A 25,777-nucleotide genomic window follows, 5' to 3' on the forward strand; every position below is an offset into this window, starting at 1 on the left:
GACCGCTACGCGTCGCGGGGCGCGCGTCTCACCGCCCCGCCCCGCCACGCCTTGACTCGACGCCCGATGCGGATGTCTTCGGGGTCGACCTGGACGTCCTGCCCCTCGTGAGCGAGCGCTTCGGCGAGGTCGCGAACACGCTCGGCCCCAGCGACGTGGGGTTCCGCGAGCTGCCCGTCCAGAATTCGCGAGAGCAGCTGCCGCGGGCCCGGCTCCCCTGAAGACAGACAGCGGCTCTCCTTGGAGGTGGGTTCCAAGGAGAGCCGCGGAGGCGTCTACTGGTGGTTCTGGCTGAAGATGTTCATCACCTTGACGACGTGCTGCGGACTCGCGAGCGTCATGGCGTACGGCAGGAACTCAGACATCACGTCGTGCGTGCCGTTCTTCAGGAACAGCTTCGGCGTGGCGCCGGTGTGCAGGTAGAAGATGGAGTCCTGTCCGTCCGCGACGCTGTCGTAGAGGTCCCAGAAGGTCGCCGCCACCCAGGCCTCGTTCGCGTTCCTCGTGGTGCAGGCCCCAAAGGTCTCCGGGTGTTCGATGTCCACGAACCCGTGCGCCGCCGGAGTCTGATTGCGATTGAGCCCCGCCCACACCGGCATGAAGTCAGCGAAGCCCTCCGAGAGCGCCACGCCCGTGTTGACGCAATCGGGCCAACCATGCGGCTTGCCACTCCCGTCCGGCAGGTAGCCCCCCCAGTACTTGTTCGCGAGCTGATGCGCCAGCTCGTGCGAGAACGTTGAGACACTGCTCGCCGCCCTCGGGAGGAGCCAGATTTCATTCCCCGCCGCGCAGCTCCACGGCTGCTTGTCGGGCCGGCCGCAGTCATACGTGGTGTTCGGGAAGTACACCGACAGGCTCGTGGACTTCACCGGGTCGATGCCCTCCCCCTTGCCCTTGAGCGCCTCCCAGAAGCGCATGCCCATCCGATACAGGTCTCCCAGCCCCACCAGGTCGCCATTGGCCAGCTTCGCCACCTGCGTGAACTCGTTGAGCACCTTGTCGCTCACTGGCGTGTGCTGCGCCCCCGAGGAGAATTGGTAGTAGGCGCCCGCCAGGTTCCGGAGCGTGAAGTAGACGTTGCGCGGCTCGTAGGTGATGACGATGGGGAAGGAGGTCGGGACCGCCGGCAGGCTCAAACTCCATGCGCCGTTCGGCTGCACGTTGGTCTTCGCGATGGGCACCTTGATGGAGCCGATGACCATCTGCGCATACACCCGCCAACCCCACCCCGAGTGCTTCTGCCCATCCAGCCCCGTGAAGAAGAACGAGCCCACCGCGGTCATGCCCGTCGCGAGGCCTCCGCCCAACGTGCGAGCCTTGGACAGGCGCGGGAGCAGCTCGGTGGCCCGTGCGATGCGCTCATCCACGGAGCGCTGCGTGAACTTCGCGTCGTCCTCCTCCCCATGACGCACCGAGGTGTCCCGTGGCGGCGGGAGCGGCAGCGTGGGGGTGTCCTCCTCCCCCGTCTCGCCCGGGCTGTCCTTGATCATCTCGTCCGTGTTGACCGCCAGTTGCTCCGGCGTCCAATGGAACTCCGTGATGTCGGCGCCATCCGGAAAGGGCGTCGACCCATCGGTCGGGAACACCCACACCGGCTTGCCATCCTCGTCCTGCTCGCGCGCCAAGGGACGCACGAAGAGGTTCTCGTACGTGTCGACGACGTAGGTGCCGTCTCGCACCATGAGGTCCAGCGAGCCCTCCACGCTCGCCACCGTCACTCCGTCCGCGGTGACCAGGTCCACCGGCACCGTCACGTGGTAGAGGCCATCGGTGCGGACGGCCATGCTGAAGGGAACCTTCACCGACTCGCCCGGCTTCACGAGGACCGGCCGTTCACTCACCTCGATGACGTACCCCAGCGGGCTGCTGACCCGGCGGGTCACGGCGTTGACCGACACCGAGTTGGGATTGGCCACTTCAATCCACCCACTCATGGCGGAAGTGCTTCCACGAGACTCGCTCAACACCGGAGTGACATCCGACAACTTGGGGGTCTCGGCCAGGGATGAGCCCGTGGCGAGACAGGCGGCCACGAAGGCCCCCTTCACCAATGAAAGGCGTTTCATGCATTCCTCGGGATGGATGGAGCAGACCGCGCCGGAATCGGCATCGGTCGATTTCCCAAACGAAGCGCCGCGTGGATCTTCCGTCCCCTGTCTGCCTTTCACGTCGCGCGACAGCGCCCCCGCCGCGGCGCGCGCGCGCTGGATGTGATTTTCCAGCGCGGAGGTGCAAACCGAGGCACGGGGCGCATGCCTGGCGCCCCATGGATGACACCGCCCTCCACGCGACGCTGGCCGAGGCCGCCGCCCAGTGGCATGACTCGACCATGGCCCGTGACGTCTCCTTCTTCGACCACCTCGGCGCGCTCATGGCTCAGGAGCGCGACGCCGAGAAAGCCCGCCTCTCGGCGCTCGCCCAGGGGCTCACCCTGCGCGAGCGCGAGGAGCAGGGCCTGTCCCTCCTCGACCTCGAGGCCATCGAGGAGGACGTGGGCCTGGGCGGTCGCATCCTCATCACCCTCGCCCGCGCCGACCGGCGGCCCCTGCCGTCCCGCCTGTCCAACGGAGACTTCGTCGCCGTCTTCCCGCGCCGCGCCGAGGTGAAGGAGCCCGCGCGCGCGCTCGTGTCCCGCGCCACGTCCACCCGGCTCCAGCTCGCCTTCGACCGCGCGCCGCCGCCGTATCTGCACGAGGGACTGCTGCGCCTGGACATCGTCCCCAACGACGTGACGTTCGAGCGCACCCGCGCCGGCCTCCAGCGCGTGAAGGGCATGGACAAGGGCACCGAGCGCCGCCGCCGCGAGGTGCTCCTGGGCAACGAGCCGCCCCGCTTCGACACGGCCCGCGACTTCACGCCCACCCGTCCGCTCAACCCCGAGCAGCAGGACGCCGTCACCCGCGCGCTCGCCGCCGAGGACTTCTTCCTCGTCCACGGCCCGCCGGGCACCGGCAAGTCCACCGTGCTCGCGGAGGTGGCGGCGCACGCGGTCGCGCGCGGCGAGCGGCTGTTGTGCACGGCCGCGAGCAACGCCGCCGTGGACCACCTGCTCGACCTGTGTCTGGGCCAGGGCCTGCGCGCCCTGCGCGTGGGCCACCCCGCCCGCGTCGCGCCGCGCTTCCAGGAGCACACGCTCGACATCGTGGTGGAGGAGCACCCGGATCGCGTCATCAGCCGCGAGCTGTTCGACGAGGCCTTCGGCCTCTTCGGCTACGCGCGCCGCCAGCGCGACCAGGGCCGCAGCCGCGAGCGCTTCTCCAACGCCCGCGCCTCCACCGCCGAGGCCAAGGACCTGATGGACGAGGCGCGCAAGCTGGAGAAGCAGGCCCTGCGCTCCGTGCTCGCTCGCGCGCAGGTCGTCTGTGTGACGCTGGCCAGCCTCGGCTCGGGGATCCTCGCGGGCGAGGAGTTCGACCGCGCGCTGCTCGACGAGGCGACTCAGGCCACCGAGCCGCTCGCCCTGCTCGGCTTCCTGCGCGCGCCCAAGGTGGTCCTCGCCGGGGATCCGCAGCAGCTGCCGCCCACGCTGCTCTCGCAGGAGGCCGCCAGGGCGGGCCTGGGCGTCAGCCTCTTCGAGCGACTGCTCAAGGACCACGGCGACGGCGTCAAGCGCATGCTGCGCGAGCAGTACCGCATGAACGCGCGCATCATGGCGTTCCCCTCGCACGAGATGTACGACGGCGAGCTGCGCGCCCACCCCTCCGTGGCCGACCGCACCCTCGCGGACGTGCTCCCCTCGAGCGAGGGCCTGGACCTGCCGCCCGTCCTCTTCCTCGACACCGCGGGCAAGGGCTTCGACGAAGAGGTCGAGCCCACCACGAACAGCCTCTTCAGCCCCGGCGAATCCGACCTCGTGCTCGCGCGCGTGAAGGCGCTGCTCGCCGCGGGACTCGCTCCTCGGGAGCTGGCGGTCATCACGCCCTACGGCGCGCAGGCCCGCCGGCTGCGCGAGGCCGTGGAGCCGCTCAGCCCCGAAGTGGAAGTGGATACCGTGGACGCCTTCCAGGGCCGCGAGAAGGACGCCATCCTCGTCAGCCTCGTGCGCTCCAACGGCGAGGGGCAGATTGGCTTCCTCAATGACTTGCGCCGCATGAACGTCGCCCTCACCCGCGCCCGGCGTCACCTGTTCGTGGTGGGCGACTCGGCGACCCTCAGTGGCCATCCGTTCTACGCGCGCTTCATCGAGGGCACGCAGACCGACGGAGGCTACCGCTCTGCCTGGGAATGGCCTGACGCCGTCTGAGCCCTGTCCAGTGCCCAACGGCGCCATCGCCCCCCAGCCCTACGCAAGGACTGCGGGAGGGGGGTCGAAAATTGTCGAAATCCTGAACAATTTTTGTCACCCGGGATGTCACTGCCAGTCCTAGGCCCCGAATATCAGGCATTTATCGAAAGCCCGGGCACCGGCATGGCGCGTGCTTTCACCGCGACCTGGGAGGGGAACCATGTCGCAAGCCCCGATGGTGACGAAGGAGAACGACGTCTGGGTCATCCGCCTGGAGCGGCCCAACGGGAAGACGCAGGAGTATCGGTGCGCGACGGAGAATCAGGCGCGGCAGCTCGCGCTGGTGCTGGGCAAGCCGGACTCCGGGGGCCCGCCTCGTCCGCCCGCCGAGCGGCGCTAGGCAGCCCGTCAGCGACGCGCTAAGGCACGGCGAGGAGCCTCGCGTGCCCGCACCCTTCGAGTCCCGGACCCTCGCCGCCGAGGGCCTCTCCTTGCACCTTCGCCAGCGCCACGCGGTGGGCTCGCCCGCCGTGCTCTTCCTTCACGGCTGGCTGGACCACTCGCACAGCTTCGACCCGCTGCTGGACTCCCTGCCCGCCCACTGGCACGTGGCCCTGCTGGACTTCCGAGGCATGGGGCGCAGCGGACACGCCCCGCCCGGCGCCTCCTATCAGTTCGGCGATCACCTGCTGGACGTGGAGGCCGCGCTGGACGGGTTGGGCCTGGAGTCCGCTCACCTGGTGGGCCACTCGCTGGGTGGCATCGTCGCGCTGGCCCATGCCGCGGCGCGCCCCACCCGCGTGAAGTCCGTCTCCCTCATCGAGAGCCTCGGACCCCGAGGAGGCCCCGCCGAGGGCGCGGTGGGGCGCCTGCGTGGCTTCCTGGATGACGCGCGCCGGCCGCCGAATCGCAAGCGCTACCCCACGGTGGAGGCCGCCGCCGCGCGCCTGCGGGAGAACACGCCGTCCCTGCCCGAATCCGCCGCCCTCCTGCTCGCTCGCCACGGCACCCAGCCGCACCCTGAAGGCGGGCTGACCTTCACGTTCGATCCTCGCCAGCGCCGCCGCTTCGGCCACGGCTTCGACGAGGCGCAATGGCTGGCCATCGAGGCCGCCGTCACCTGCCCCGTGCAACTCATCCGTGGCAGCGAGGGGCTCCTGCCGGACTCCGCGTGGCTCGACTCGCGCATGGCGGCGCTGAGGACGCTGGTGCCTCCGTCGCTCGTGCTGCCGGGCGGCCATCACGTCCACATGGAGCAGCCCGAGGCCACGGCCCGCGCGCTGGCCGCCTTCATCGCCTGACGCCGGGGAACAAGCCCCCGGGAAAAACTTTCCCCGAGGGGACATCCCGCTTCCATCTGGAGGCGGAACGGCACGGGCGCGTCTTCAAGCTCCTGATTTCCGGACGCCGCGGCGCCGCGAGCGCGTTGGTACGCGAATTGATTGGGGTGGGATGAGCTGACGCGACCTGTGCATCCGTGTGTGTGTTGGGACAAGGGTGGGGAGCGGACGATGACGATGGGCGTGAGGGGGCGGGCCCTGTTGGTGGCGGCCCTGGCGCTGGGAGCGGTGGCGTGTCACGACAACGCGCGGATCCGCTCGGTCCAGGCGACCGCCGTGCTCGACACGGACGCCATCGACTTCGGTGACGTCCCAGTAGGCGAGTGGCGAGAGAAGCAGGTGCGCATCCGCAATGTCGGCTACGTGCCCTTCTTCGCCATCGAAGCGCTGGGGCTGGCGGGCAACGCGTCCTATCAGGTGGAGCTGGTCAACGGCAGCGGCCGGGTGATGCCCGGCGAGTCCCACGTCGTCAAAGTGCGCTTCCATCCCCTCTCCGAAGGACCGCTGGAGGAGGTGCTGCACGTGTCCACCGACGCCAACGTGGGCACCACGCAGCAGGTGGCGGTGCATGGGCAGGGCACGCCCACGAACATCGGCGTGGAGCCGGCCGACCTGGACTTCCAGACGTTGGAGGTGGAGAGCGACCGCACGCTCGACGTCACCATCACCAACCCAGTGGACCTGCCGCTCACCCTGGTGGTGCGCGGCGACGTGCCCGACCCATACAGTCCGGACACCGTCACCATCCCGCCGCACGCCACCGTGAAGGTGAACACCACCTATGCGCCGCACGCGCTGGGAACGATGGGCGCGCGCCTGGAGGTGACGTCCTGCGAGACGTGCACCCCGTCGAAGGTGGGCCTGACGGGCAACTCGGTGCCCAGCGCGTTCGTGTTCGACCCGGCCCCGGTGCCGTTCGATCAAATCCCGGTGCATGAGCGCACCGAGTCCTTCACCCAGGCGCGCAACGTGACGTGGCGCCCCGTCACCATCTCCAGTCTGGCCACCAGCGACCGGGCCTTCGTGGCGCTGTCCAAACCCGATGGCGTCACCGTGCAGCCGGATGAGGCGGTGCAGATGCGCATGGAGTTCGCGGCGCGCTACTCGGGCCCCAACGTCGGGGACCTGACAGTGCATTACGAGTCCGACAAGCCGCGCGAGTCCAAGGTCGTGCTCGACGCGCGCGGCGGGCGGCCCACGCTGGCGGTGGCGCCGGTGGTGATGGACTTCGGTGAGCTGCCGGTGGGCGGCAAGCTGGAGAAGGTCCTCCGCATCACCAACGCGGGCAGCAACGGCGCGCTGAAGCTGCTCGGCGTGCGCGCCGAGGGGGACGCGCCGCAGTTCAGCGTGGACGTGCCCATGCGGGGCGCGCAGGGCTATCCCTGGAAGGCAGGCGTCTGGCCCGCGCTCCAAGCCGACGCGCTGCCCATCAATCCCGGCGATGACGCCCTGGAGCTGAAGGTCTACTTCGAGCCGCGCGCGGAGGGTTCGTGGTCCGCGACGCTGTATGTCCAGTCGGATGACCTGTTCAACCCCGAGCGGGCCATCACGCTCACGGGGCGCGCGCGCGCCAGCGGCCCGTGTGTCTACGAGCTGTTGCCCCAGCCCAGCCTGGACTTCGGCAACGTGGCGCCGGGCATGGGCGCGGTGCTCGGCTTCTACTTCCACAATCCTGGCGGCGCGGAGTGCGCCGTCAAAGACATCCACATCTCCAAGGACGCGGGCGGCGCCTTCTTCATGCCGGGCGGACCGCTCACCGGCGGGGTCGTCCTCTACGACACGGCCTTCAGCGCCATGGTGGCCTTCAAGCCGCTCACGGCCGGCACGTATGACGGAGAGCTGCGGATGACGGTGAACAATCCCAACTACCCCACCGTGACGCTGCCCTTGCGCGGCCAGTCCATGAAGAGCTGCCTCGTCGCCACGCCGGCGTTCGTGGACTTCGGCGCCATCCGCTTCGACTGCGCCGCCACGCCGCGCACCACGCTCGTGTCCAACCAATGTGGCGACCCCGTCACGGTGGCCAGCGCGGAGATTGGCAACGGCACCAGCACCCAGTTCTCGCTGCTCAAGCCCTTCACCACCCCGCGCGTGCTCAAGCCCGGCGAGGGCTTCGAGTTGGAGGTGGGCTATGAGCGCCGCATCCTCGGCCAGCACTTCAGCCCGCTCTATCTCCACACCGACAGCGAGCCCACGCCCTTCCTCATCCCCCTCCAGGCGGAGACCAACCACGAGGGGCTTCAGGTGGACCACTACACCCAGGGCGCCACCAGCCAGCTCGACGTGCTCTTCGTCGTCTCCAACACCACCACCATGGAGCCGTACCAACAGCGCCTGCGTGACGCCATCCCCGGCTGGCTGGAGCGCGCGCGCCAGCAGAACGTGGACGTGCGCGTGGGCGTCACCAGCACGGGGCTCGTGCCCCGCGGTCCCGCGTGCGGTGGCGGCGCCAACGGTGGCGAGGCGGGCCGCTTGATTCCCGTGGACAACAGCCGCCCGCGCATCGCCTCCAGCACCAACCCCAACGCCGCGGCCATCATCCAGGCCAACCTGGACGTGGGCCTGTGTCACAACCTGGTGCAGGGCCTGGAGACGATGCGCCAGGCCCTGTCCGCGCCCCTGGCCGAGCAGGTGGATGATCCGCGCACCCCCCAGCCCGATGACGGCAACTGGGGCTTCTTCCGCACCGCGGCCCGGCTCGCGGTGGTGGTGCTGGCGGACGAGGATGACCACTCGGGCTTCGCGCCGGACAGCTACGTGCAGTTCCTCCAGTCCCTCAAGGGCACGGGCAGCATGCACCGCAGCCAGCTCCACGGGTGGGTGCCGCTCGACGGGCGCTGCACCACCGCGGGCGGCGTGGCCCACCGTTTCATGTCCGTGGCCCAGGGCACCGGCGGCGAGCTGGCCTCCATCTGCGACGAGGACTACCGCGCGCTGTTGGATCCGCTCATCACCCGCGCCGGCGACCCCGACACGGACTTCCCGCTCAGCGCCACGCCCACGGGCATCGCGGAGATAGCGGTGCGCGTGCAGGGGCAGGACGTCCCCGCCGAGATGTGGACTTACGACGCGAAGCGCAACGCCATCCACTTCCACCCCGGGGACACGCCCAAGGCCGGGCAGTCGGTGGAGATCTCCTACCGGAGCACCTGCAAGGCGCCGTGAGCGCGGCACAAAAGGCCCATCGAAGGCTTCCGCCCTCCGGCCCGGCGCGGCTAATCTGCGGGCCGGAGTGGAAACGTTCGGGCGCTACGAGTTGCTGCGCAAGCTGGCCACCGGTGGCATGGGAGCCGTCTATCTGGCCCGCCAGAAGGGCCCGGTCGGCTTCCAGAAGCTCCTCGTGGTGAAGCGGCTGTTGCCGCACCTGTCCGAGGACGATGAGTTCCTCGACATGTTCCTGGACGAGGCGCGCATCGCCGCGCTCCTCAACCATCCCAACATCGCCCAAATCTATGAGCTGGGCGACGTGGACGGGCAGTACTACATCGCCATGGAGTACGTGCAGGGCGAGGCGCTCGGCACGCTCATGACTCGGGCCTCGCATCGCCAGGGCGGCATGCCGCTGGGGCTCAAGTGCCGCGTCATCGCCGAGGCCGCCGCCGGGCTCGACGCGGCCCACAACGCGCGCAGCCCCTCGGGCCGCAAGCTCGCCCTCATCCACCGCGATGTGTCGCCGCAGAACGTGCTGGTGGGCTTCAACGGCGGCGTGAAGCTCATCGACTTCGGCGTGGCCAAGGCCTCCGGCAAGCTGTCCCAGACGGTGGTGGGCACCATCAAGGGCAAGCACGCGTACATGTCCCCCGAGCAGGCGCGCGGCGAGCCGCTGGACTGCCGCTCCGACGTGTTCGGCCTGGGCACCGTGTTCTACGAGCTGCTCACCGGCATGCGCCTGTTCAAGCGGGCGGACGAGATGTCCACGCTCAAGGCCGTGGTGAGCGCGAAGATCCAACCCCCGTCCGAGCTGCTGCCCGACATCCCCAAGAGCCTGGACGCCATCGTCTTCAAGGCCCTGGCGCGCAAGCGCGACGAGCGCTACGCCACCGCCGGCGCGCTCCAGCTCGCCCTGGAGGAGTTCCTGCTCCAGGAGAAGCTGCCCGCCACCACGCCGCACCTCGCCGCCTTCATGCGCGAGCTGTACGCGACGGAGCTGGAAGAGGACCGGTTCGCCACCGAGCCCACCGTCATCCACTACGAGCCGCGGCTCGCGGCCAAGGCCCACGCCGCCGCCGCCGCGCCGCCGCCCGCGAAGCCCGCCGCCGCGCCCGGCACCAAGTCAGCGCCCAAGGCGCGGGCCCTGCCCAAGCCCGCGAAGAGCCCGGACGACGGAACCACCCCCGTCAGGCGTCCCGCGAAGCTCGGCCCTTCGGACCCCGACAAGTAGGCCGCGGGCTCAGAGGCTCGCGAGCGCCACGCGGTACAGCGCGCGGTAGCCCATGCGCGGCGCGACCTCGAAGCGCTCCGCGTTGAAGATGTCCCGCAGGAGCGCCTGTCCGTCCGGCGCGGCCTGAAGCCCCAGCAGCGCGGACTCGAGCGTCGTCACCAGCTGCGGCGCCAGCCCCATGGCCACCGGCACTCCGTCATTCGGAGCCTCGTCGGTGTAGGCGATGAGCTCGAAGCGGGCACCCGCGCCCGGCCCCAGCACGTCCTCCACGCCCGTGGCGAAGGTGAGCCCCGTGGAGGCGGGGGGACAGAAGATGCTCGTCACATCCGCCTTGCCCTCCAGCACCGCCTCCAGCGCGCCCCGGTACGAGCCCGTGAAGTGCTGCGCCGCGAAGGCCCGCGAGGGCTCGAGGCCCTGCGTCTTCAAGTAGGCCGTGGGCAGGAGGTAGCCGCCCACCGCGTCCCGGTCCACCCAGGCCGCGTTCGTCCCCTTGAGGCGCTCCACCGAGAGGCCCGCGCCCGCCCGGCACACCAGCGCGGAGCGATAGCTGGACATGCCTCGGCGAACCCCGCGCACCAGCACCCGCACGCCCATGGCCTCCATGCGCGCGCACACGAACGGAGGCGCCCACGCCGCGTCCGCCCGCCCGGACAACAGGTCCTTGGCGAGCGTCTCGTAGCTGGGCGCCATCGAGACTTCCACCAACTTGCCGAGCGCCCGCTGGAGAAAGGCGGAGAGCCGCTCAGCGCGCTCCCTCGCCATCTCACTGCCCAGCGAGGGCGGCAGCCCGAAACGAAAGGAGTGACGCGACGTGGGGGGGACGTGCACGGTCATGTAGACCCTGCTTACCCCTCCCAGCCCAGGCGCGCCACTTCGTCATCGGCGAGCCCGAAGGTCGCCTGGAGCAAATCGAGGATTTTCTGCTCCGCCGCGCTCGTGCGCCCCGATGCATGGGCAATCTTCGTGGCCAGCCGGAAGGCCTTCACCCGCTGCACGTGGGTGGAGAGCCCCTGCGACAACACGTGCAGCCGCTGCGGCAGGCCCTCCGCCGAGAGCGCCACCACGGCCTCGCTGACGAAGCCCTGCGCGCGCTCCGGGCTGACGTTCTGGAAGAGCGGATCCGCCGCGAAGCTCTCCACCATCGAGCGCGCCTCGGCCTCCTTCAGCTGGCCGTCCGCGGCCAGCACCAGCACCATCACCTCGGCGTAGAGGCGCTCCAGCGGCTCCCCCAGCGCCTCGGCCAGGCTGCCGCCCTGCTCGATGACGTCGATGATCTGCGCGACCTCGTCCTCGGAGATGCCGAGCGCGGCCTGGAAGGTCTTCAGGAGGCCCAGCTCATCGCGGGTGGCGCGTTGATCCGCCAGCGCCACGGCCGCCGCCAACCCGAAGGCCAGCATCCGGTTGCGGTGGTCCGGCAGACGCTTGCGCAGCGACGCCAGCACCGTCTCCAGGTTCTTGGCCTGGGCCAGCCGCTGCGCGCTGGACTCCACGAGTTGGTTCAACTCCTCGGGGCGGGTGCCCTCGAACTCGGGGCGCTCCAGCACCCGAGCCAGCAGCGTCTGGAGCTCGCGCTGCGACACCCGGCCGTCGGCCATCGCCGCCAGCAGCATCACCTCCACCAGCGCGGCGTTGCGCTCCCTGCGCGCACTCATTGCCTGCTCTCGAGCCATGGACTGGCGCTCCCTTGCGTGTCGTCGGTTGGGGTGGGGGTATTCAACGGATCCGGATTGAGCGTCCGGTCGAGCAGGTGTGTCGGGCGCACGTTGGACATCGCGTTGAGCAGGCTCTGGCGCACGTTGGGAATCTCGCGCCCCAGGTCCTCCACCAGCTTCTGCATCCGCTTGCGCTGGAGGTTCTCCTGCGAACCACACAAGTCACAGGGGATGATGGGGAACTGCATCAGCTCCGCGAACTTCGCGATGTCCTTCTCCGGCGCCAGGCACAGCGGGCGGATGACCACGTTGCGCCCGTCGTCGCTGCGCAAGAGCGGCGGCATGGCCTTGAGGCTGCCCGCGAAGAACATGTTGAGCAGCATCGTGTGGATGAGGTCGTCCCGGTGGTGCCCCAGGGCAATCTTCGTGCACCCCAGCTCCACCGCGGCCGTGTAGAGGATGCCCCGGCGCATCCGCGAGCAGACCGAGCACTGCGTCTTGCCCGGCGGCGTCTTCTCCAAGACGATGCTGTAGGTGTCCTCCTTCAGCATCTTGTAGGCGTAGCCCTCCTTCTGGAACCAGCCCTCCAGCTTGTCCGCCGGGAAGCCAGGGTGACCCTGGTCCAGGTTGACGGCGAGCAAGTCGAACTTCACTGGCGCGCGCTGCTGCAGCTGTCGCAGCAGGTGAAGCATCGTGTAGGAGTCCTTGCCTCCGGATACACCCACCATGATGCGGTCCCCCGCCTCGATGAGGCGGTAGTCCGCGATGGCTCGGCCCATGTGGCCAAGCAGACTCTTTTCCAGACGCTGGACGTCGTTCATCGGCGCGGCCATCCTAGCCACGGCCCGGGAAAAAACACGTCAATCAGGAGCGCCGGTCCGCTAGCCTGCCGAACGCGATGCCAACCTTCCCGCAGGGTGCCTTGGACGTAGTGGATGCACCGGGGGCCCAGGCCGCCGTCCGGACGCTGGAGGCCGCGCCCGAAGTCGCCGTGGACCTGGAGGCGGACTCGATGCACGCCTTCCGCGCCCGGCTGTGCTTCCTCCAGCTCGCCACCGACTCGGAGGTCTTCCTCCTGGACACGCTCCAGCCGGGCGTGGACGCGAGCCTGCTCGCCGCGCTGATGGCCGACCCGGCGCGCACCAAGTACTTCCACGCCGCGCAGGGGGACCTCCAGTTCCTCGCCGAGGTGGGCGTGCGCGTGCGCGGCCTCTTCGACACCCACCGCGCCGCGACGCTGCTGGGCTGGCCCAAGGTGGGCCTGGCGGACCTGGCGCGCGAGCGGCTGGGCGTGGAGCTGCCCAAGGAGCACCAGCAGTCGGACTTCTCCCTGCGCCCGCTGCCGCCCGGCATGCGCGACTACATCGCCAACGACGTGCGCTACCTCTGCGAGCTGGGCCGGCAGGTGCGCGAGGCGTGCCGCGAGGCGGACATCCTCGAAGAGGTGCTGCTCGACTGCACCCGCATGTGCGACGAGGCGGTGGCCCGGCCCGACGTGGGCGCGGACTTCAAGCCCAAGCTGCCCCGCTCCGGCCTGTCCGCGGCCCAGCTCACGCTGGCGAACGCCATTGCCCAGGCCCTGCACCGCAAGCGCCTGGAGTGGGCCGAGCAGGACAACGTGCCCATGGGGCGCATGCTGTCCAACATGGCCGTGACGGACCTCGCGGTGAAGCCCCCTGGCAATCCGCGCGAGCTGGCGCGCGCCGCCGGCGTCCGCGGCGCCTTCGTGCGCGCCCACGGCGACGAGGTGCTCACCCTCATCCGCGAGCAGCTGGAGAAGTCGCGCCGGGGAGAGCTGGAGGCCGACGCCGAGCCCCGCGGCCCGCGCGACCCCAATCGCCGCAAGCGCGAGGAGGCGCTCAAGGCGTTCCGCGTGGAGAAGGCGCTCGCGCGCAAGGTGACGCCCAGCGCGGTGCTCACCAATCCGCTGTTGGAGGCGCTGGCCGCGCGCCCGCCCGCCTCGCTGGAGGAGCTGTCCGCCCTGCCCTACCTGGGCGAGAAGCGGGTGCGCCTCTACGGCCAGGAGCTGCTCGCGCTGCTGGCGCCCCTGCCCGTGTTGGGCGGCTGACGCGTCAGCGCTTGCGCGCCAGCAACAGGCCGTCGCGCACGGTGAGCATCACCTTCTCCACGCGCGGATCCTCGGCCACCTTCTGGTTGAACGCGACGATGGCGTGGTCCTGCGCGGACTCCGGCTGGAGGACCCGGCCGCTCCACAGCACGTTGTCCGCCACCACCAGCCCGCCAGGGCGCACCAGCGGCAGCACCGCGTCGTAGTACGCGGCGTAGTTGCCCTTGTCCGCGTCGATGAAGGCCAGGTCGAACGGGCCCTTCAGCGTGCGGAGCGTCTCCAGCGCGGGCCCCAGCCGCAGGTGGACCTTGTGTCCATGCGGGCTCCTCGCGAAGAAGCGCCGCGCCACCTCGGCCACGCTCGGGTTGAGGTCGCAGGTGATGATCTCCCCGTCCTCCGGGAGCGCCTCGGCCATGCACAGCGCCGAGTAGCCCGTGAAGGTGCCAATCTCCAGCACCCGCCGCGCCTGGAGCAGGGCCACCAGGAGGCGCAGGAAGGTGCCTTCCATACGTCCCACCTGCATGTGCGGCGACGCGACCTCCGCGTAGGTCAGCTCGCGCAGCTCCTCCAACAACGGCGAGACGTGCTCGGTATGGGCTTCCGCGTAGGCCTCGATGTCTCGGGGGACAAGCGTGAGCTGTGCCATGGCCACCGTTTAACACGCGCCTCACTTCGGGTTGCCGCGCGCGCGCGCGTCCCTACCGTTGTGTCCACTGGTGGGAGGTGCATGGCCATGCTCGGCGCCAGACCGTGCGGCACGCGTGCGGAAGTCACCCGGTGCATCGACGCAAGCACCCAATGTCAGCGGGCGTGCGAGCAGGGCATGGCGTGCCTGCTGCGCCGAGGGCTGCGCCCGGATGACACGACGGTGCGGCTCTTGAGGCAGTGTGCGGAGCTGTGCGAGCTCAACGTGCGCGCGCTGCGCAAGGAGAGCCGGCTGGTGCGGCACACGGCGAGCCTGTGCTTCGAGCTGGGCAACCAGGTGGCGCGCGCGACGTGGCTCCGTCCGGATGACCCCGCCGCGTGCGCGCTGGCACGGGACGCGCTCCACCTGGCGCGCGCGTGCCAGCCGCTGGTGTTTCCTCCCTGACGCGACCTACAGCGCCACGCCCGAGAGCGCGCCGTACTTGTCCCGCAGGTAGGCGAGGAAGTCGGCGTCCGTGAGTCCCTGGCCGGTGATGTCGCGCACGCGCTCCTCCGCGGGCGTGCGGAAGCCGTGCGCGTGCACGTGGGTGCGCAGCCAGTCGCGCAGGGGCAAGAGTTCGCCACGGGACACGTGCCCCTCCAGGTCCGGGAGGGCGCGCCGCGCGGCGCGGTGGAGGGACGCGGCGTAGAGGTTGCCCAACGTGTACGTGGGGAAGTAGCCGAACTCGCCCCAGGCCCAGTGGATGTCCTGGAGCACGCCGCGCGTATCGTCCGGCGGGGTGATGCCCAGATAATGGCGCATGCGCTCGTTCCACGCGGCCGGGAGTTCGTCGAGCGGGAGCGCGTCGCGGATGAGGAGCAGCTCCAGCTCGTAGCGCAGGGCGATGTGGAGGTTGTACGTCACCTCGTCCGCGTCGATGCGGATGAACGACGGCGCGACGTGGTTGATGACGCCGTGGAAGGTGTCCACGTCCACGTCCGCCAGCGCCTCCGGGAACGCCGCGCGCAGGTGCGGGTAGTAGTGCTCCCAGAAGGGGCGGCTGCGGCCCACCAGGTTCTCCCACAGCCGGGATTGGGACTCGTGCAGGCCCATGGACGGCGCGGCGGCCAGAGGCGTGGCGTGGTGCTCGGGGGAGAAGCCCTGCTCGTAGAGGCCGTGGCCCGCCTCGTGGATGGTGCTGAAGAGGGCGGGCAGCGGGTTGGACTCATCCACGTGCGTGGTGAGGCGAACGTCGAGCGCGTGCGTGCCGCCGGTGAACGGGTGGATGCTCAGGTCCTGGCGCCCCGCCTCCAGGTCGAAGCCCACGTCCTTCAAGAGGCGCATCGTGAAGGCCCACTGCGCGTCCTGCGGATAGCGGCGGCCATCGAACAGGGCCGGGAGGGCGCGCTGCGCCGACGCGAGCGTGGCCACCATGGGGATGAGCTGCTCGCGCAGCGCCGTGAGCACCGGCGTCAGGCGCGCCACGCGCATGCCGGGCTCGTAGCCCTCCAGGAGGGCGTCATAGCGCTCGCCGTCGTGGCCGTAGGCGTCCGCCTGCTCGCGGCGGAGCTCCAGCACGCACGCCAGGTGGGGCTGGAAGAGGGAGAAGCGCTTCTGGGTGCGGGCCTCCCGCCAGGCGTGCAGGGACCTGCCCTGCGCTTCGGCCAGGGCCTTCACGAGCGCGCCGGGGACGCGCACCTGCCGGTCCCGCTCGCGGGTGAGCACGCGCACCATGGCGCGTGCGTCCTCGGACAAGTCCGTCTGGGTGGCTGCCTGGGCCAGCGCGTCCCCCAGGCGCGGGTCCACCAGTCGCTCGTGGTACAGGCCCCGGAGGGTGGAGAGCTGGGAGGCGCGGGCCGGCCCCGCCTTGGCGGGCAGGTACGTCTCCTGGTCCCAGGTGGCCAGGCCAATGACGCCTTGAAGGTCGCGCAGTTCGCGCATGCGGTGAAGCAGCCAGGTGTCCATGGGCGTGTTTCTAGCGCGCATCCAAGGTAAGAGGGCCGCGCGATGGCCAACATCCTCCGCTTCTTCATGGCACCCGACGACGAGGTCGCCTTCTTCCGCTTCCTGGAGCGCCACGTCCTGGAGGTGTACCCCCGGCGCGTGCCCCAGGACTGGACGCCCTTCCGCGCCACCCAGGAGAACCTGCCCCACGTGCCCCCCGAGGACGTCTACCTGGTGGCCAGCGACATCGGCCCCGCCCTGGTGGACAAGGTGAAGCGCGGCCCGGACAAGGGCGCGTGGCGCATCGACGAGGTGCGCTCGCCCGTCATCTTCCTGGAGCGCTCGCGCTTCAACGAGGAGGGCGAGCTGCTCAACGGGCAGATGTGGGCCGAGCTGGAGGTGACAGCTCAGACGGGCCGCCGGGACGCGGCGCCGGACCGCTTCCGCCGCCTGTACCTGGAGGTGGAGGAGTACGTGAAGAAGACCTTCCGCAAGGGCGAGCCCAAGGGCTTCCTCGTGGGCCCCAAGGCCGCGCGCCTCTTCAAGGAGGGCCTGGTGCTGCGAGACTCCGCGTTCCGCGGGGGCACGGTGGCGCCCTACAAGTAGGCCCCACCGCGCCGGCCCGGCAGGCTCAGGAGCCGATGACCGCGACGCCCCCACGCACCATGGGCGCCTCGGAGAGGAACTTCAGCTCCGGGTGCTTCTCCTCGGCGTGCTGGAGCGCCCAGTCATCACGGAAGAGGACCAGCGGCAATCCGTCGCGGTCCTGCACCGTCTGGCGGTTGCCCTCCCAGTCGAAGGACTTGGCCTCGAAGCTGGCGCCCACCACCCAGCGCGCGTGGCTGAACGGCAGCCGGTCCAACGCGATGCGCGCGCCGTACTCATGCTCCAGGCGGTACTGCAGCACCTCGAACTGGAGCGCGCCGACCACGCCCGCGATGGGGTCCTTCATGCCCATCCCGAGCTGCTGGAAGATCTGCACCGTGCCCTCTTCGGAGAGCTGCTCCAGGCCCTTCTCCATCTGCTTGCGGCGCAGCGGATCCTTCGAGCGGACGACGGCGAAGTACTCGGGGCTGAAGCGCGGCACGCCATCGAACTCCACCTCGTTGCCCTCGGACAACGTGTCGCCGATGCGGTACTGGCCCGGGTCGAACAGACCGATGACGTCGCCCGGCCACGCATCCTCGATGGCGGTGCGCTCGGCGGCGAGGAACTGGCTGGGCTTGGCGAGCCGCACTTCCTTGCCCAGGCGCGAGTGGTAGGCGTTCATGCCCTTCACGTAGCGCCCGCTCACCACGCGCATGAACGCGATGCGATCGCGGTGCGCCGGGTCCATGTTCGCCTGAATCTTGAAGACGAAGCCGGCGAACTTTGGATTGGACGGCTCGCGCATGTCGCCGCGCGAGGTGCGCCCCGCGGGCGCCGGGGCCAGGTCCAGGAACGCGTCCAGGAAGGGCCGCACGCCGAAGTTCGTCATGGCGCTGCCGAAGAACATGGGCGACAGCTGGCCCGCGTCGCACTTGGCGCGGGTGAACTCGTCGCCGCCAATGTCGAGCAGCTCGATTTCCTCGTGCAGCTTCGCCAGCTCGGCCTCGGTGAGCACCGTGTGGATTTCATCCGAGTCGATGGACACCGAGCGCTCGGCCACCTCGGACTCACCATGCGAGCCCTCGGAGGAGAACACGTGCACCACGCGGCTCTGACGCTCGTAGACGCCGCGGAACTCGGGGCCCATGCCAATGGGCCAGTTCATCGGGTACGAGCGGATGCCCAGCACCTGCTCCAGCTCATTCATCAACTCCAGCGGCTCGCGGCCGAAGCGGTCCAGCTTGTTGACGAAGGTGAAGATGGGGATGCCGCGCATGCGGCAGACCTTGAAGAGCTTCTTGGTCTGCGGCTCCACGCCCTTGGCGGCGTCGATGAGCATCACCGCGGAGTCCGCCGCGCTCAGCGTGCGGTACGTGTCCTCGGAGAAGTCCTGGTGGCCCGGCGTGTCCAGCAGGTTGACCGCGTGGTCGCGGTAGACGAACTGGAGCACCGAGGAGGTGACGGAGATGCCGCGCTCCTTCTCCAGCTCCATCCAGTCGCTGGTGGCGTGCCGCCGCGCCCGCTTGGCCTTCACGCTGCCGGCCAGGTGGATGGCGCCGCCGTAGAGCAGCAGCTTCTCGGTGAGGGTCGTCTTGCCCGCGTCGGGGTGGGAGATGATCGCGAAGGTGCGCCGCCGGGCGACCTCCCGCTCGAGCTCATTGGCCGTCATCCGGGGGCAACTATCACGGGCCGTCGTTCCTTGCAGCTTGCAAGCAGCGCGCACCCGCCCGGCCTGTCTCCACCCCTGGGCCCAAGCCCCCGCCCCCTCCGAGGAAAGGCGCTCTTCCCCGTCCCACGCGGTGGGTAGCGGGGCGGGGTGGGACGCCCCATCTTCAAGGGCGCCATGGCCGTGGGATGGAAGAGCAATGTCGACATCGCGGACACGCTGGAGCGCGTGGCGGACCTGCTGGAGACCCAGGACGCCATGACCTTCCGCGTGACGGCGTACCGAAACGCCGCGCGCTCCGTCGCGCAGTGGCCCACCTCGGTGGCGGACCTGCTCGCGACCGACGGAGAGGCGGGGCTGAGACAGCTGCCCGGCGTGGGCAAGAGCATCGCGGCGGCCATCGCCGAGTGGGTCCACACCGGGCACCTGGCCCTGCTCCAGCGGCTGGAGGCGGAGGTGTCCCCCGAGGCCCTGCTCGCCAGCGTGCCCGGGCTGGGGCCGGAGCTGGCCCACCGCATCCACGACACCCTCGGTGTGTCCACGCTGGAGGAGCTGGAGCTGGCCGCGCACGATGGACGGCTGGAGCGCGTGGAGGGCTTCGGGCCCCGGCGCGCCGAGCAGGTCCGCGAGCTGCTCGTGGCGAGGCTGAGCCGCTCGCGCCGAGCCGGAGACCTCGGGCCCGTGGAGAGCCCCGCGCCGGACGTCGCCCTGCTGCTGCACGTGGACCAGGAGTACCGCCAGCGCGCCGAGGCGGGGACGCTGCGGCGCATCGCGCCCCGGCGCTTCAATCCCTCGGGCGAGGCGTGGCTCCCGGTGTTCAGCCGCACGGTGGAGGGCTGGGCCATGCGGGCCCTCTTCTCCAACACCGCGCTGGCGCACCAGCAGGGCACCACCCACGACTGGGTGGTCCTCTACTACGACCGCGACGGCGAGGGCGGACAGTGCACCGTCGTCACCGCGCGAAGCGGCCCCATGGAGGGCCTGCGCGTCGTGCGGGGCAGGGAGACGGAGTGCCTCGCGTACTACGGGCGAGGCCCCGAGGTGCCCTCGCCCGCCGCCCACTGAGCACAGGCACGCAAGGACCGCCGCGCGTCACCCCGCCGGGACGTACAGCTCCGAGTTCGAGAGCGCGCCGCTGGAGCCGTAGCCCCCGGGAACGAGCACGCGACCGGAGCGCAGCAACGTCACGTCGTTCTGCGTGCTGCGCGCGGACAGCGTGCCCGCGGGCGACCAGAGTCCCGTGTTCGGGTCGAAGGCCTCGGCGGAGTCGAGCATGCCCAGGTCGCTGCCCCCGTCGCCCGTCACCACCAGCACCCGGCCCGTGGCCAGCACCGCGGCGCGCGGCGCGTAGCGTGGGAACCCCATGGCGGCCACGGGCGTCCACAGCCCGGTGAGCGGGTCATAAAGCTCCGCCGAGCGCAGCGCGCCGCCCTGCCCCCAGCCGCCCACCACCAGCACCCGGCCCGACGACAGCGGCATCGCCACGTGTCCGTAGCGCGGCATCGCCATGGCGCCCGTCGCGCGCCACGTGCCGGTGGCCGGGTCGTACAGCTCGGCGCTGGCGGTGGCCACGTCGCCCTCGGGCGTGGTGCCGCCCGTCACCAACACGAGCCCCGAGTCGAGCAGCGTCGCGGTGTGGAAGGCGCGCGCCTTGGTCATCGCGCCCACCGTCGACCACTGCCCGAGCGCCGGGTCAAAGAGCTCCGTGACGGACAGGTTCGTGGACGTGGACGCGCCCGTCCAACCGCCCGTCACCAGCACCTGCCCGGAGCGCAGCACCGTGGCCGTGTGCCGCGCGCGACGCACCGACATGTTGGGCACCGGCGTCCACGCGCCGCGCTGCGGGTCATACAGCTCCGCGCTCGACAGGTACGTGCTCGCATCGGCCTGTCCACCCACCACCAGCACGCCGCCGGAGCCGAGCACCGTGGCCGAGTGCAGGTAGCGCCGCGCGCCCAGCGGGCCCGTGGCGGTCCACGCCCCGCGCTGCTCGTCGTACAGCTCCGAGGCCAGCAGCGCCTCGCCGCTCGTGCCCGTGCCTCCGGCGACGAGCACCTGCCCGGTCGGGAGCGTCACCGCCGTGTGTTGCGCGCGCGACAAGGCCATGCCGGTGGTGGGCTGCCACGGCAGCACGGGCGGGTGGTAGCGCTCCGTGGACGTGTGGCGGGAGCCCGCCTCGGGCACGCCGCCGGTGGCGACCACCTCCCCCGAGGGCAGCAGCGTGGCGGTGTGCCCACCGCGCCGCGCCGTCATGGAATGCGTGGCGCTCCAGATCCCCGTGGCCGGGTCGAACAGGGCCGCGCCATCCAGGTACACCGAGCCGCCGCTGGAGCCGCCCGCCACCAGCACCTGCCCCGACGCCAGCAACGTGGCGGTGTGCAGCGCGCACGCGAGGGGCAGCTCGCCCACGCGCGTCCAGCGGCCCGTCGCAGGGTCAAACACCTCGGAGCTCGACGTGGCGAGGCTGCCCGCGAAGCCGCCCGCCACCAGCACCTTGCCGGACAGGAGCAGCGTGGCGCTGTGCCCCACGCGCGGCATGTTCATGGGCGCCACGCTCCGCCACGTCCCCGTCGCCGGGTCATACAGCTCCGCGCTGGTGAGCACCTCGCCGCTGGCCGCGGAGCGCCCGCCCGTCACCAGCACCTGCCCCGAGGGCAGCAACGTGGCGCCGTGACCCAACCGCGCCGCGGCGAGGCTGCCCGTGGCCGCCCACGCGTTGCTGCTCGAATCAAAGAGCAGCGCCGTGGCCAGCGCCTTCCCCGAGCCATTGTCGCCGCCCACCAGGAGGACCTTGCCATTGCCCAGCAACGTCGCGGTGTGCTGGCTGCGTGGAACATCGAACGAGGCCGTGGACGTCCAGGCATAGAGGTCCGGGTCGTAGACCTCCGCGGTGCCCACCGCTTGCGTGGAGGGATTGCCACCCGCCACCAGCACCTTGCCGGACAAGAGCAGCGTGGCGGTGTGCCGCTGCCGGTAGGCGCTCATGGCCGGGAGCGCGTACCAACGGCCGAGGCGCGGGTCATACAGTTCGGCGTTGGGAGTGGCGCCGCCCGCCACCAACAGATAGCCCGAGCGAAGGAGCGTCGCGGTGTGGTCCACGCGCGCGGTGCCCATGGGCGTGGTGGAGGTCCAGGTGGAGGCGTCGTCCAGCCGAGCCCGCGCGTGGCCGGGCTCGGAGTCCCGGAGTGCATCATCAGGTGCGCAGCCAGACACGACGAGCGCGAGCCCGGCCATCCAGCCGAGCCAGACCAGGTTCTTCATGAGGGGGAGTCCTTCGAATCAGCAAAGCGCGGCCAGGCCCGCGACGGCGGCCCCATAGCCCAGCACGAAGGTGGACACCACTCTGGAAGAACGCCACGCCGCGCGCGTCACGCGTCACCCGGGCAGGGTCGTGCATGACGCGCGCACGACACTTCCGCGCGCGCTAACTGCTCGCGGAGGTGTAGTGCCCGATGGAGCGCAACCACACGCGGCGCGCCACCCAGGCGAACACCATGGAGCCCAGCACCGCGCCCACCAAGGACTGCCACGGCAGCCGGCCCAACATGGCCTCCGCCGGATACGTGGTCATCAGCGCCAGCGGGATGACGAAGGTGAAGAACAGCGCCAGCCCGCCGCGGAACACCGACGCGGGCCAACGCGCGGCGTCGAAGATGGAGGTGAAGAAGTACGTGAGGTTGTCCACGCGCACCACGACGAACGCGGCGCTCACCGTGAGGATCCACAGCGAGTAGAGCAAGAGCGTGCTGGTGCACAGCAGCACTCCGGACGCGAGCAACCCCAGCCCGGACGGCCAGCGCCCCAGCTTCCAGAAGGCATAGATGAACAGCCCCACGCCCGTGAGCACGTTGATGGCGCGCCAGGGCAGGAAGCGTTGGGTGGACACCAGGAACTGCGCATCCGCGGGCTTGAGCAACACGAAGTCCAGCGTGCCCTTGCGGATGTGCTCCACCACGCCCGTGAGGCTGGGATTGATGGCGCCCTCCAGCACGCCCTGGAGCAAGGTGAACCAGCCCACCACCAGGAGCGCCTCGCCAAAGGTCCAGCCCGCGATGCTCGGCCGCTCGCCGTACACGACGAGCAGCGGCGCCAGCGCCGTGAACGTCCACGCCAGCGACGTGGCCCCGTCCGTGAGGAAGTCCGCGCGGTACTGGAGCGCTTGCAGGCCCGAGGCCTTCAGCTGCACGCCCAGCAGTTTCAGGTATCGCCGCAGCATGCCGCCCTACCCTCCGAACGCCGCGAAGCGCCGCAGCCCATACCGCCACACGCCCATCGTCCCCACCGCCAGCACGGCCACCCAGCCCCACTGGAAGGCGAGCAGCCGCAGGGCCTCCGCCGTCCCGTGCGCGTTCGTCATCAACTCCGTGGGCAGGCCAATCTGATAGCGGAACGGGAGCCAGTCGATGAGCGTGCGCAGCCCCGGCGGGAACAGCTCCACGGGGTACATGTACCCGGAGCACACGAAGAACAGCACCAGGTACACCTCCATCAGCTTCTGGCTGCTGTCCATGAAGAGGCTCAAGGACCCGATGATGGCGTTGGCCAGGAAGGTGATGAGCCACCCGCCCAGGATGGACACGGCGAACAATCCCCATCCCACGACCGAGCGCGGCACCACCTGCCATCCCACCAGCACCACGCCCAGCACCGTCACCGGCACCGCCACCACGAGGCGCATGGGGAACGCCGCGATGTTCTCCGCCGCGTAGGCCCACAACGGCGAGATGGGACGCAGCAGGCGCATGGACAGGGTGCCCTGCTTCACCTCCCAGTTGATGAGCCACGCGGCCCACGAGCTGATGAGCTGGCGCACCGCGAACGTGGCGAGGAAGTAGCCCACGAAGTCCGCCTGCCCGAAGCGCCCCACCGGCGCCGTGCGAGCCACCGCCGTCCACAGCGCCATCATGATGAGCGGCATCGTCGTGGACAGCACCCAGACGAGCAGCTCCGCCCGGTACGCCACCGACTCGGAGAACCCCACCTTCAAGAGCGTGGGGAAGGCGCGCACGGTGTTGCGCAGACTCATGGCGTGCCCTCGGCGGCGGCGCGGCGGGCCTTGCCTTCGGCGAACAGCTCGCCCATGACCTCCTCCAGCGGCGCGTTCTCCACCGTGAGGTCCGTCACCGTCAGGCTCGCCAGCGCGCGGCTGATGGTGGCGTTGACCGCCTCCTGATGCACCTGGAGCACCGCCATGCCCGGCTCGTGCGAGACCACCTTGCCCAGGGGGGCCAGGCGCGCGTCATCCACCGGCTCGGCCAGCCGCAGCACCACGCGCTTCTCCGGGCGCACGCGCTGCACCAGCGCCTCCAGGCTGCCGTCGTAGGACAGCAGCCCCTTGTCGATGACGATGACGCGCGGGCAGAGCGCCGCCACGTCGTCCATGTAGTGGCTGGTGAGGATGAGCGTCGCGCCGTAGCGCTCGTTGTAGCTCTTGATGAAGGTGCGCATGGTGGCCTGCATGGCCACGTCCAGCCCGATGGTGGGCTCGTCCAGGAAGAGCACCCGGGGCCGGTGGATGAGGGCCGCCGCCAGCTCGCACTTCATCCGCTCGCCCAGGGACAGCTGCCGCGTGGGCTTGCCGATGAGGTCCTCCAGCTCCAACAACCCCACCAGCTCATCCAACGTCTGCTTGTACTGAGCGCGGGGCACGTCGTAGATGGCGCGGTTGAGCTCGAACGTCTCCGCGGGAGGGAGGTCCCAGAGCAGCTGCTGCTTCTGCCCCATGACGAGCATGATCTTCTTGAGGAACGCATCCTCGCGCAGGCGCGGCACGTGGCCATCCACGCGCACCTCGCCTTCGGAGGGGTGGAGCAGGCCCGCGAGGACCTTGAGGGTCGTCGTCTTGCCCGCGCCATTGGGCCCGAGGAAGCCCACGCGCTCTCCGGGACGGATGTCGAAGGAAATGCCATCCACGGCCTTGACCGTGGAGTAGCTGCGGTGGACGAGCGAACGAAGGGCCGCTTTCAGGCCGGGCGGGCGCTTGTGGACCTTGTAGTGCTTGCGCAGGCCGCGAACGGAGATCATGTGCGGCGGTGTTTAACGCGGTCGGCCCTCGGGAGCGACCCTCTCTTTCAGAAGGCACGGTAGATGAGCAACGCGTACAGCAAGGACCTGGAGCGATGGATGCCCCGGCTCATCGCCGTGTGGCGGGCCTCGCGCGGCCGGACCGAGGGCCCCGAGGGGCGCCTCACGCCGCAGGAAGTCAAGGAGGTCGCCGCGGGCGTGAAGCAGCTGTCGCTGGGGCTGACGCGGGAGCGCCAGCTCGCGGGCGCGCGCTACATGGATGACCCGCGCCTCCTGGGCGCCTACCTGCTCTTCTACTGGCCGGTGTCCTACGCGCAGGCCCGGCAGGTGTTGGGCGAGCTGCCTTCGCGGCCCCGCCACGTGCTGGACCTGGGCAGCGGCCCCGGCCCGGTGGCCTTCGCGGCGATGGACGCGGGCGGCGGAGAGGTCACCGCGGCGGACCGCAGCAAGGCGGCCCTGACGCTGGCGCGCGCGCTGGCCACCGAGGCCGGCGAGGCCCTCGCCACGCGCGAGTGGGACCCGATGAAGAAGGGCACTGAGCTGCCCGAGGGGCAGTACGACCTCATCACCCTGGGCCACGTGGTGAACGAGCTGTACGGCGCCACCGACGAGGCCCTCAAGCCGCGCGCGGCGCTCCTGGAGTCGGTGCTCGGCAAGGTGAAGCGCGGCGGCAGCGTGCTGGTGTTGGAGCCCGCGCTGCGCGAGACGAGCCGCAACCTGCTCAAGGTGCGCGACCTGCTGGTGGAGCGCGGCTACGCGGTGCGCGCGCCGTGCATGTACCGGGGCGCCTGTCCCGCGTTGGTGAAGGAGACCGACTGGTGCCACGCCGAGCGCGCGTGGCCCATGCCTCGCGTCGTGGAGGAGCTGGCCAAGGCGGCCGGGCTCCACAAGGAGGCGCTGAAGATGAGCTATCTGGTGCTGGCGCCCAAGGGCGAGAGCTGGCCGGAGCCGCCCCCGGGGCGCCTCTTCCGCATCGTCTCCGAGTCGCTCGAGGGCAAGGGGCGCCAGCGCTACATCGGCTGCGGTCCGGAGGGGCGCGTGGGGCTGGCGATGCAGGACAAGCACCGCACGGAGCAGAACGAGCGCTTCTTCCACCTCCAGCGCGGCGACGTCATCGCCGTCACGCAGACGGAGGCGAAGGGCGACGGCATCGCGATGGGCGAGGGCTCGGAGGTCCGCATGGTGGCCCAGGCGGGGCGCGGCGTGCCGCCTCCGCCCCGAGAGCCCGACGCGTCCGCGACGCCGCCCAAGGCCTGACGCGAGG

At 70.5% G+C, this 25,777-nt stretch carries 20 protein-coding genes and 2 pseudogenes; 11 read left to right on the top strand and 11 right to left on the bottom strand.

The genetic code is table 11. The annotated features are described in order from the left end of the window. Positions 1-62: 62 nt before the first annotated feature. A pseudogene (locus KRR26_RS11260) lies at positions 63-221 on the top strand (double-CXXCG motif protein); the annotation flags it as partial. A 54-nt stretch (positions 222-275) separates the two neighbouring features. On the opposite strand, the gene KRR26_RS11265 reads toward KRR26_RS11260, so the two are convergent. Continuing rightward, complete coding sequence (locus KRR26_RS11265) at positions 276-2,066, bottom strand: hypothetical protein (RefSeq protein ID WP_147422885.1); 1,791 nt, start codon at positions 2,064-2,066, stop codon at positions 276-278. A gap of 263 nt (positions 2,067-2,329) precedes the next feature. Between KRR26_RS11265 and KRR26_RS11270 the strand changes: the two genes are divergently transcribed. The 5 genes from KRR26_RS11270 to KRR26_RS11290 all read left to right on the top strand — a co-directional run bounded on the left by KRR26_RS11270 (position 2,330) and on the right by KRR26_RS11290 (position 9,946). Beyond that, entirely contained in the window at positions 2,330-4,243 is a 1,914-nt protein-coding gene (locus KRR26_RS11270) for an AAA domain-containing protein (protein WP_217079822.1), read from the top strand. 202 nt (positions 4,244-4,445) lie between these two features. Then, complete coding sequence (locus KRR26_RS11275; protein WP_120203059.1) at positions 4,446-4,625, top strand: hypothetical protein; 180 nt, start codon at positions 4,446-4,448, stop codon at positions 4,623-4,625. Between the two features lie 43 nt (positions 4,626-4,668). Continuing rightward, complete coding sequence (locus KRR26_RS11280; RefSeq protein ID WP_120203061.1) at positions 4,669-5,526, top strand: alpha/beta fold hydrolase; 858 nt, start codon at positions 4,669-4,671, stop codon at positions 5,524-5,526. Positions 5,527-5,736: 210 nt separating this feature from the next. Further along, complete coding sequence (locus tag KRR26_RS11285) at positions 5,737-8,730, top strand: choice-of-anchor D domain-containing protein (RefSeq protein WP_217079796.1); 2,994 nt, start codon at positions 5,737-5,739, stop codon at positions 8,728-8,730. A 67-nt stretch (positions 8,731-8,797) separates the two neighbouring features. After that, the gene (locus KRR26_RS11290; protein ID WP_217079797.1) at positions 8,798-9,946 is read left to right on the top strand and encodes a serine/threonine protein kinase; all 1,149 of its coding nucleotides are present in this window, start codon (positions 8,798-8,800) and stop codon (positions 9,944-9,946) included. A gap of 9 nt (positions 9,947-9,955) precedes the next feature. Here KRR26_RS11290 and KRR26_RS11295 read toward each other — a convergent pair whose 3' ends face one another. The 3 genes from KRR26_RS11295 to ttcA are packed head-to-tail and all read right to left on the bottom strand — an operon-like array spanning position 9,956 to position 12,431. Beyond that, positions 9,956-10,780, bottom strand: a complete 825-nt coding sequence (locus KRR26_RS11295) for a phosphate/phosphite/phosphonate ABC transporter substrate-binding protein (RefSeq protein ID WP_120203066.1) — start codon at positions 10,778-10,780, stop codon at positions 9,956-9,958. Positions 10,781-10,791: 11 nt separating this feature from the next. Continuing rightward, positions 10,792-11,616, bottom strand: a complete 825-nt coding sequence (locus KRR26_RS11300; RefSeq protein WP_120203067.1) for a tellurite resistance TerB family protein — start codon at positions 11,614-11,616, stop codon at positions 10,792-10,794. Next, a complete protein-coding gene (ttcA, locus tag KRR26_RS11305; protein WP_120203069.1) occupies positions 11,595-12,431 on the bottom strand; it encodes a tRNA 2-thiocytidine(32) synthetase TtcA in 837 nt (278 codons plus the stop codon). The genes KRR26_RS11300 and ttcA overlap by 22 nt, the downstream gene beginning before the upstream one ends. A gap of 65 nt (positions 12,432-12,496) precedes the next feature. Here ttcA and KRR26_RS11310 point away from each other — a divergent pair, with 65 nt between their 5' ends. After that, positions 12,497-13,666, top strand: a complete 1,170-nt coding sequence (locus tag KRR26_RS11310; RefSeq protein WP_217079798.1) for a ribonuclease D — start codon at positions 12,497-12,499, stop codon at positions 13,664-13,666. A gap of 4 nt (positions 13,667-13,670) precedes the next feature. On the opposite strand, the gene KRR26_RS11315 is transcribed toward KRR26_RS11310, so the two are convergent. After that, positions 13,671-14,312, bottom strand: a complete 642-nt coding sequence (locus tag KRR26_RS11315) for an O-methyltransferase (RefSeq protein WP_217079799.1) — start codon at positions 14,310-14,312, stop codon at positions 13,671-13,673. A 177-nt stretch (positions 14,313-14,489) separates the two neighbouring features. On the opposite strand from KRR26_RS11315, the gene KRR26_RS11320 reads away from it, so the two are divergent. Then, complete coding sequence (locus KRR26_RS11320) at positions 14,490-14,756, top strand: hypothetical protein (RefSeq protein ID WP_233576678.1); 267 nt, start codon at positions 14,490-14,492, stop codon at positions 14,754-14,756. A gap of 6 nt (positions 14,757-14,762) precedes the next feature. Here KRR26_RS11320 and KRR26_RS11325 read toward each other — a convergent pair whose 3' ends face one another. Beyond that, complete coding sequence (locus KRR26_RS11325; protein ID WP_217079800.1) at positions 14,763-16,256, bottom strand: carboxypeptidase M32; 1,494 nt, start codon at positions 16,254-16,256, stop codon at positions 14,763-14,765. 42 nt (positions 16,257-16,298) lie between these two features. Between KRR26_RS11325 and KRR26_RS11330 the strand changes: the two genes are divergently transcribed. Continuing rightward, positions 16,299-16,841: a hypothetical protein gene (locus KRR26_RS11330; protein WP_120203075.1), complete on the top strand. Its 543-nt coding sequence runs from the start codon at positions 16,299-16,301 to the stop codon at positions 16,839-16,841. 25 nt (positions 16,842-16,866) lie between these two features. Here KRR26_RS11330 and KRR26_RS11335 read toward each other — a convergent pair whose 3' ends face one another. After that, complete coding sequence (locus KRR26_RS11335) at positions 16,867-18,492, bottom strand: peptide chain release factor 3 (protein ID WP_120203077.1); 1,626 nt, start codon at positions 18,490-18,492, stop codon at positions 16,867-16,869. A gap of 147 nt (positions 18,493-18,639) precedes the next feature. On the opposite strand from KRR26_RS11335, the gene KRR26_RS11340 reads away from it, so the two are divergent. After that, the gene (locus KRR26_RS11340) at positions 18,640-19,554 is read left to right on the top strand and encodes a helix-hairpin-helix domain-containing protein (protein ID WP_328707110.1); all 915 of its coding nucleotides are present in this window, start codon (positions 18,640-18,642) and stop codon (positions 19,552-19,554) included. Positions 19,555-19,581: 27 nt separating this feature from the next. Here KRR26_RS11340 and KRR26_RS11345 read toward each other — a convergent pair whose 3' ends face one another. The 4 genes and pseudogenes from KRR26_RS11345 to KRR26_RS11360 form a co-directional block, all read right to left on the bottom strand. After that, complete coding sequence (locus KRR26_RS11345; protein ID WP_120203078.1) at positions 19,582-21,750, bottom strand: Kelch repeat-containing protein; 2,169 nt, start codon at positions 21,748-21,750, stop codon at positions 19,582-19,584. Between the two features lie 163 nt (positions 21,751-21,913). Beyond that, the gene (locus KRR26_RS11350; RefSeq protein ID WP_120203080.1) at positions 21,914-22,705 is read right to left on the bottom strand and encodes an ABC transporter permease; all 792 of its coding nucleotides are present in this window, start codon (positions 22,703-22,705) and stop codon (positions 21,914-21,916) included. A gap of 6 nt (positions 22,706-22,711) precedes the next feature. Beyond that, positions 22,712-23,515 (bottom strand): ABC transporter permease, encoded by an 804-nt coding sequence (locus KRR26_RS11355; RefSeq protein ID WP_120203081.1) that lies wholly within the window; start codon positions 23,513-23,515, stop codon positions 22,712-22,714. After that, positions 23,512-24,405 (bottom strand): annotated as a pseudogene (locus tag KRR26_RS11360) (ABC transporter ATP-binding protein); the annotation flags it as partial. The pseudogene KRR26_RS11360 and the gene KRR26_RS11355, both read right to left, overlap by 4 nt. Positions 24,406-24,576: 171 nt before the next feature. On the opposite strand from KRR26_RS11360, the gene KRR26_RS11365 reads away from it, so the two are divergent. Beyond that, the gene (locus KRR26_RS11365; RefSeq protein ID WP_120203085.1) at positions 24,577-25,770 is read left to right on the top strand and encodes a small ribosomal subunit Rsm22 family protein; all 1,194 of its coding nucleotides are present in this window, start codon (positions 24,577-24,579) and stop codon (positions 25,768-25,770) included. Positions 25,771-25,777: the final 7 nt, after the last annotated feature.

It is taken from the genome of Citreicoccus inhibens (assembly GCF_019039035.1).
GTDB lineage: Bacteria > Myxococcota > Myxococcia > Myxococcales > Myxococcaceae > Citreicoccus > Citreicoccus inhibens.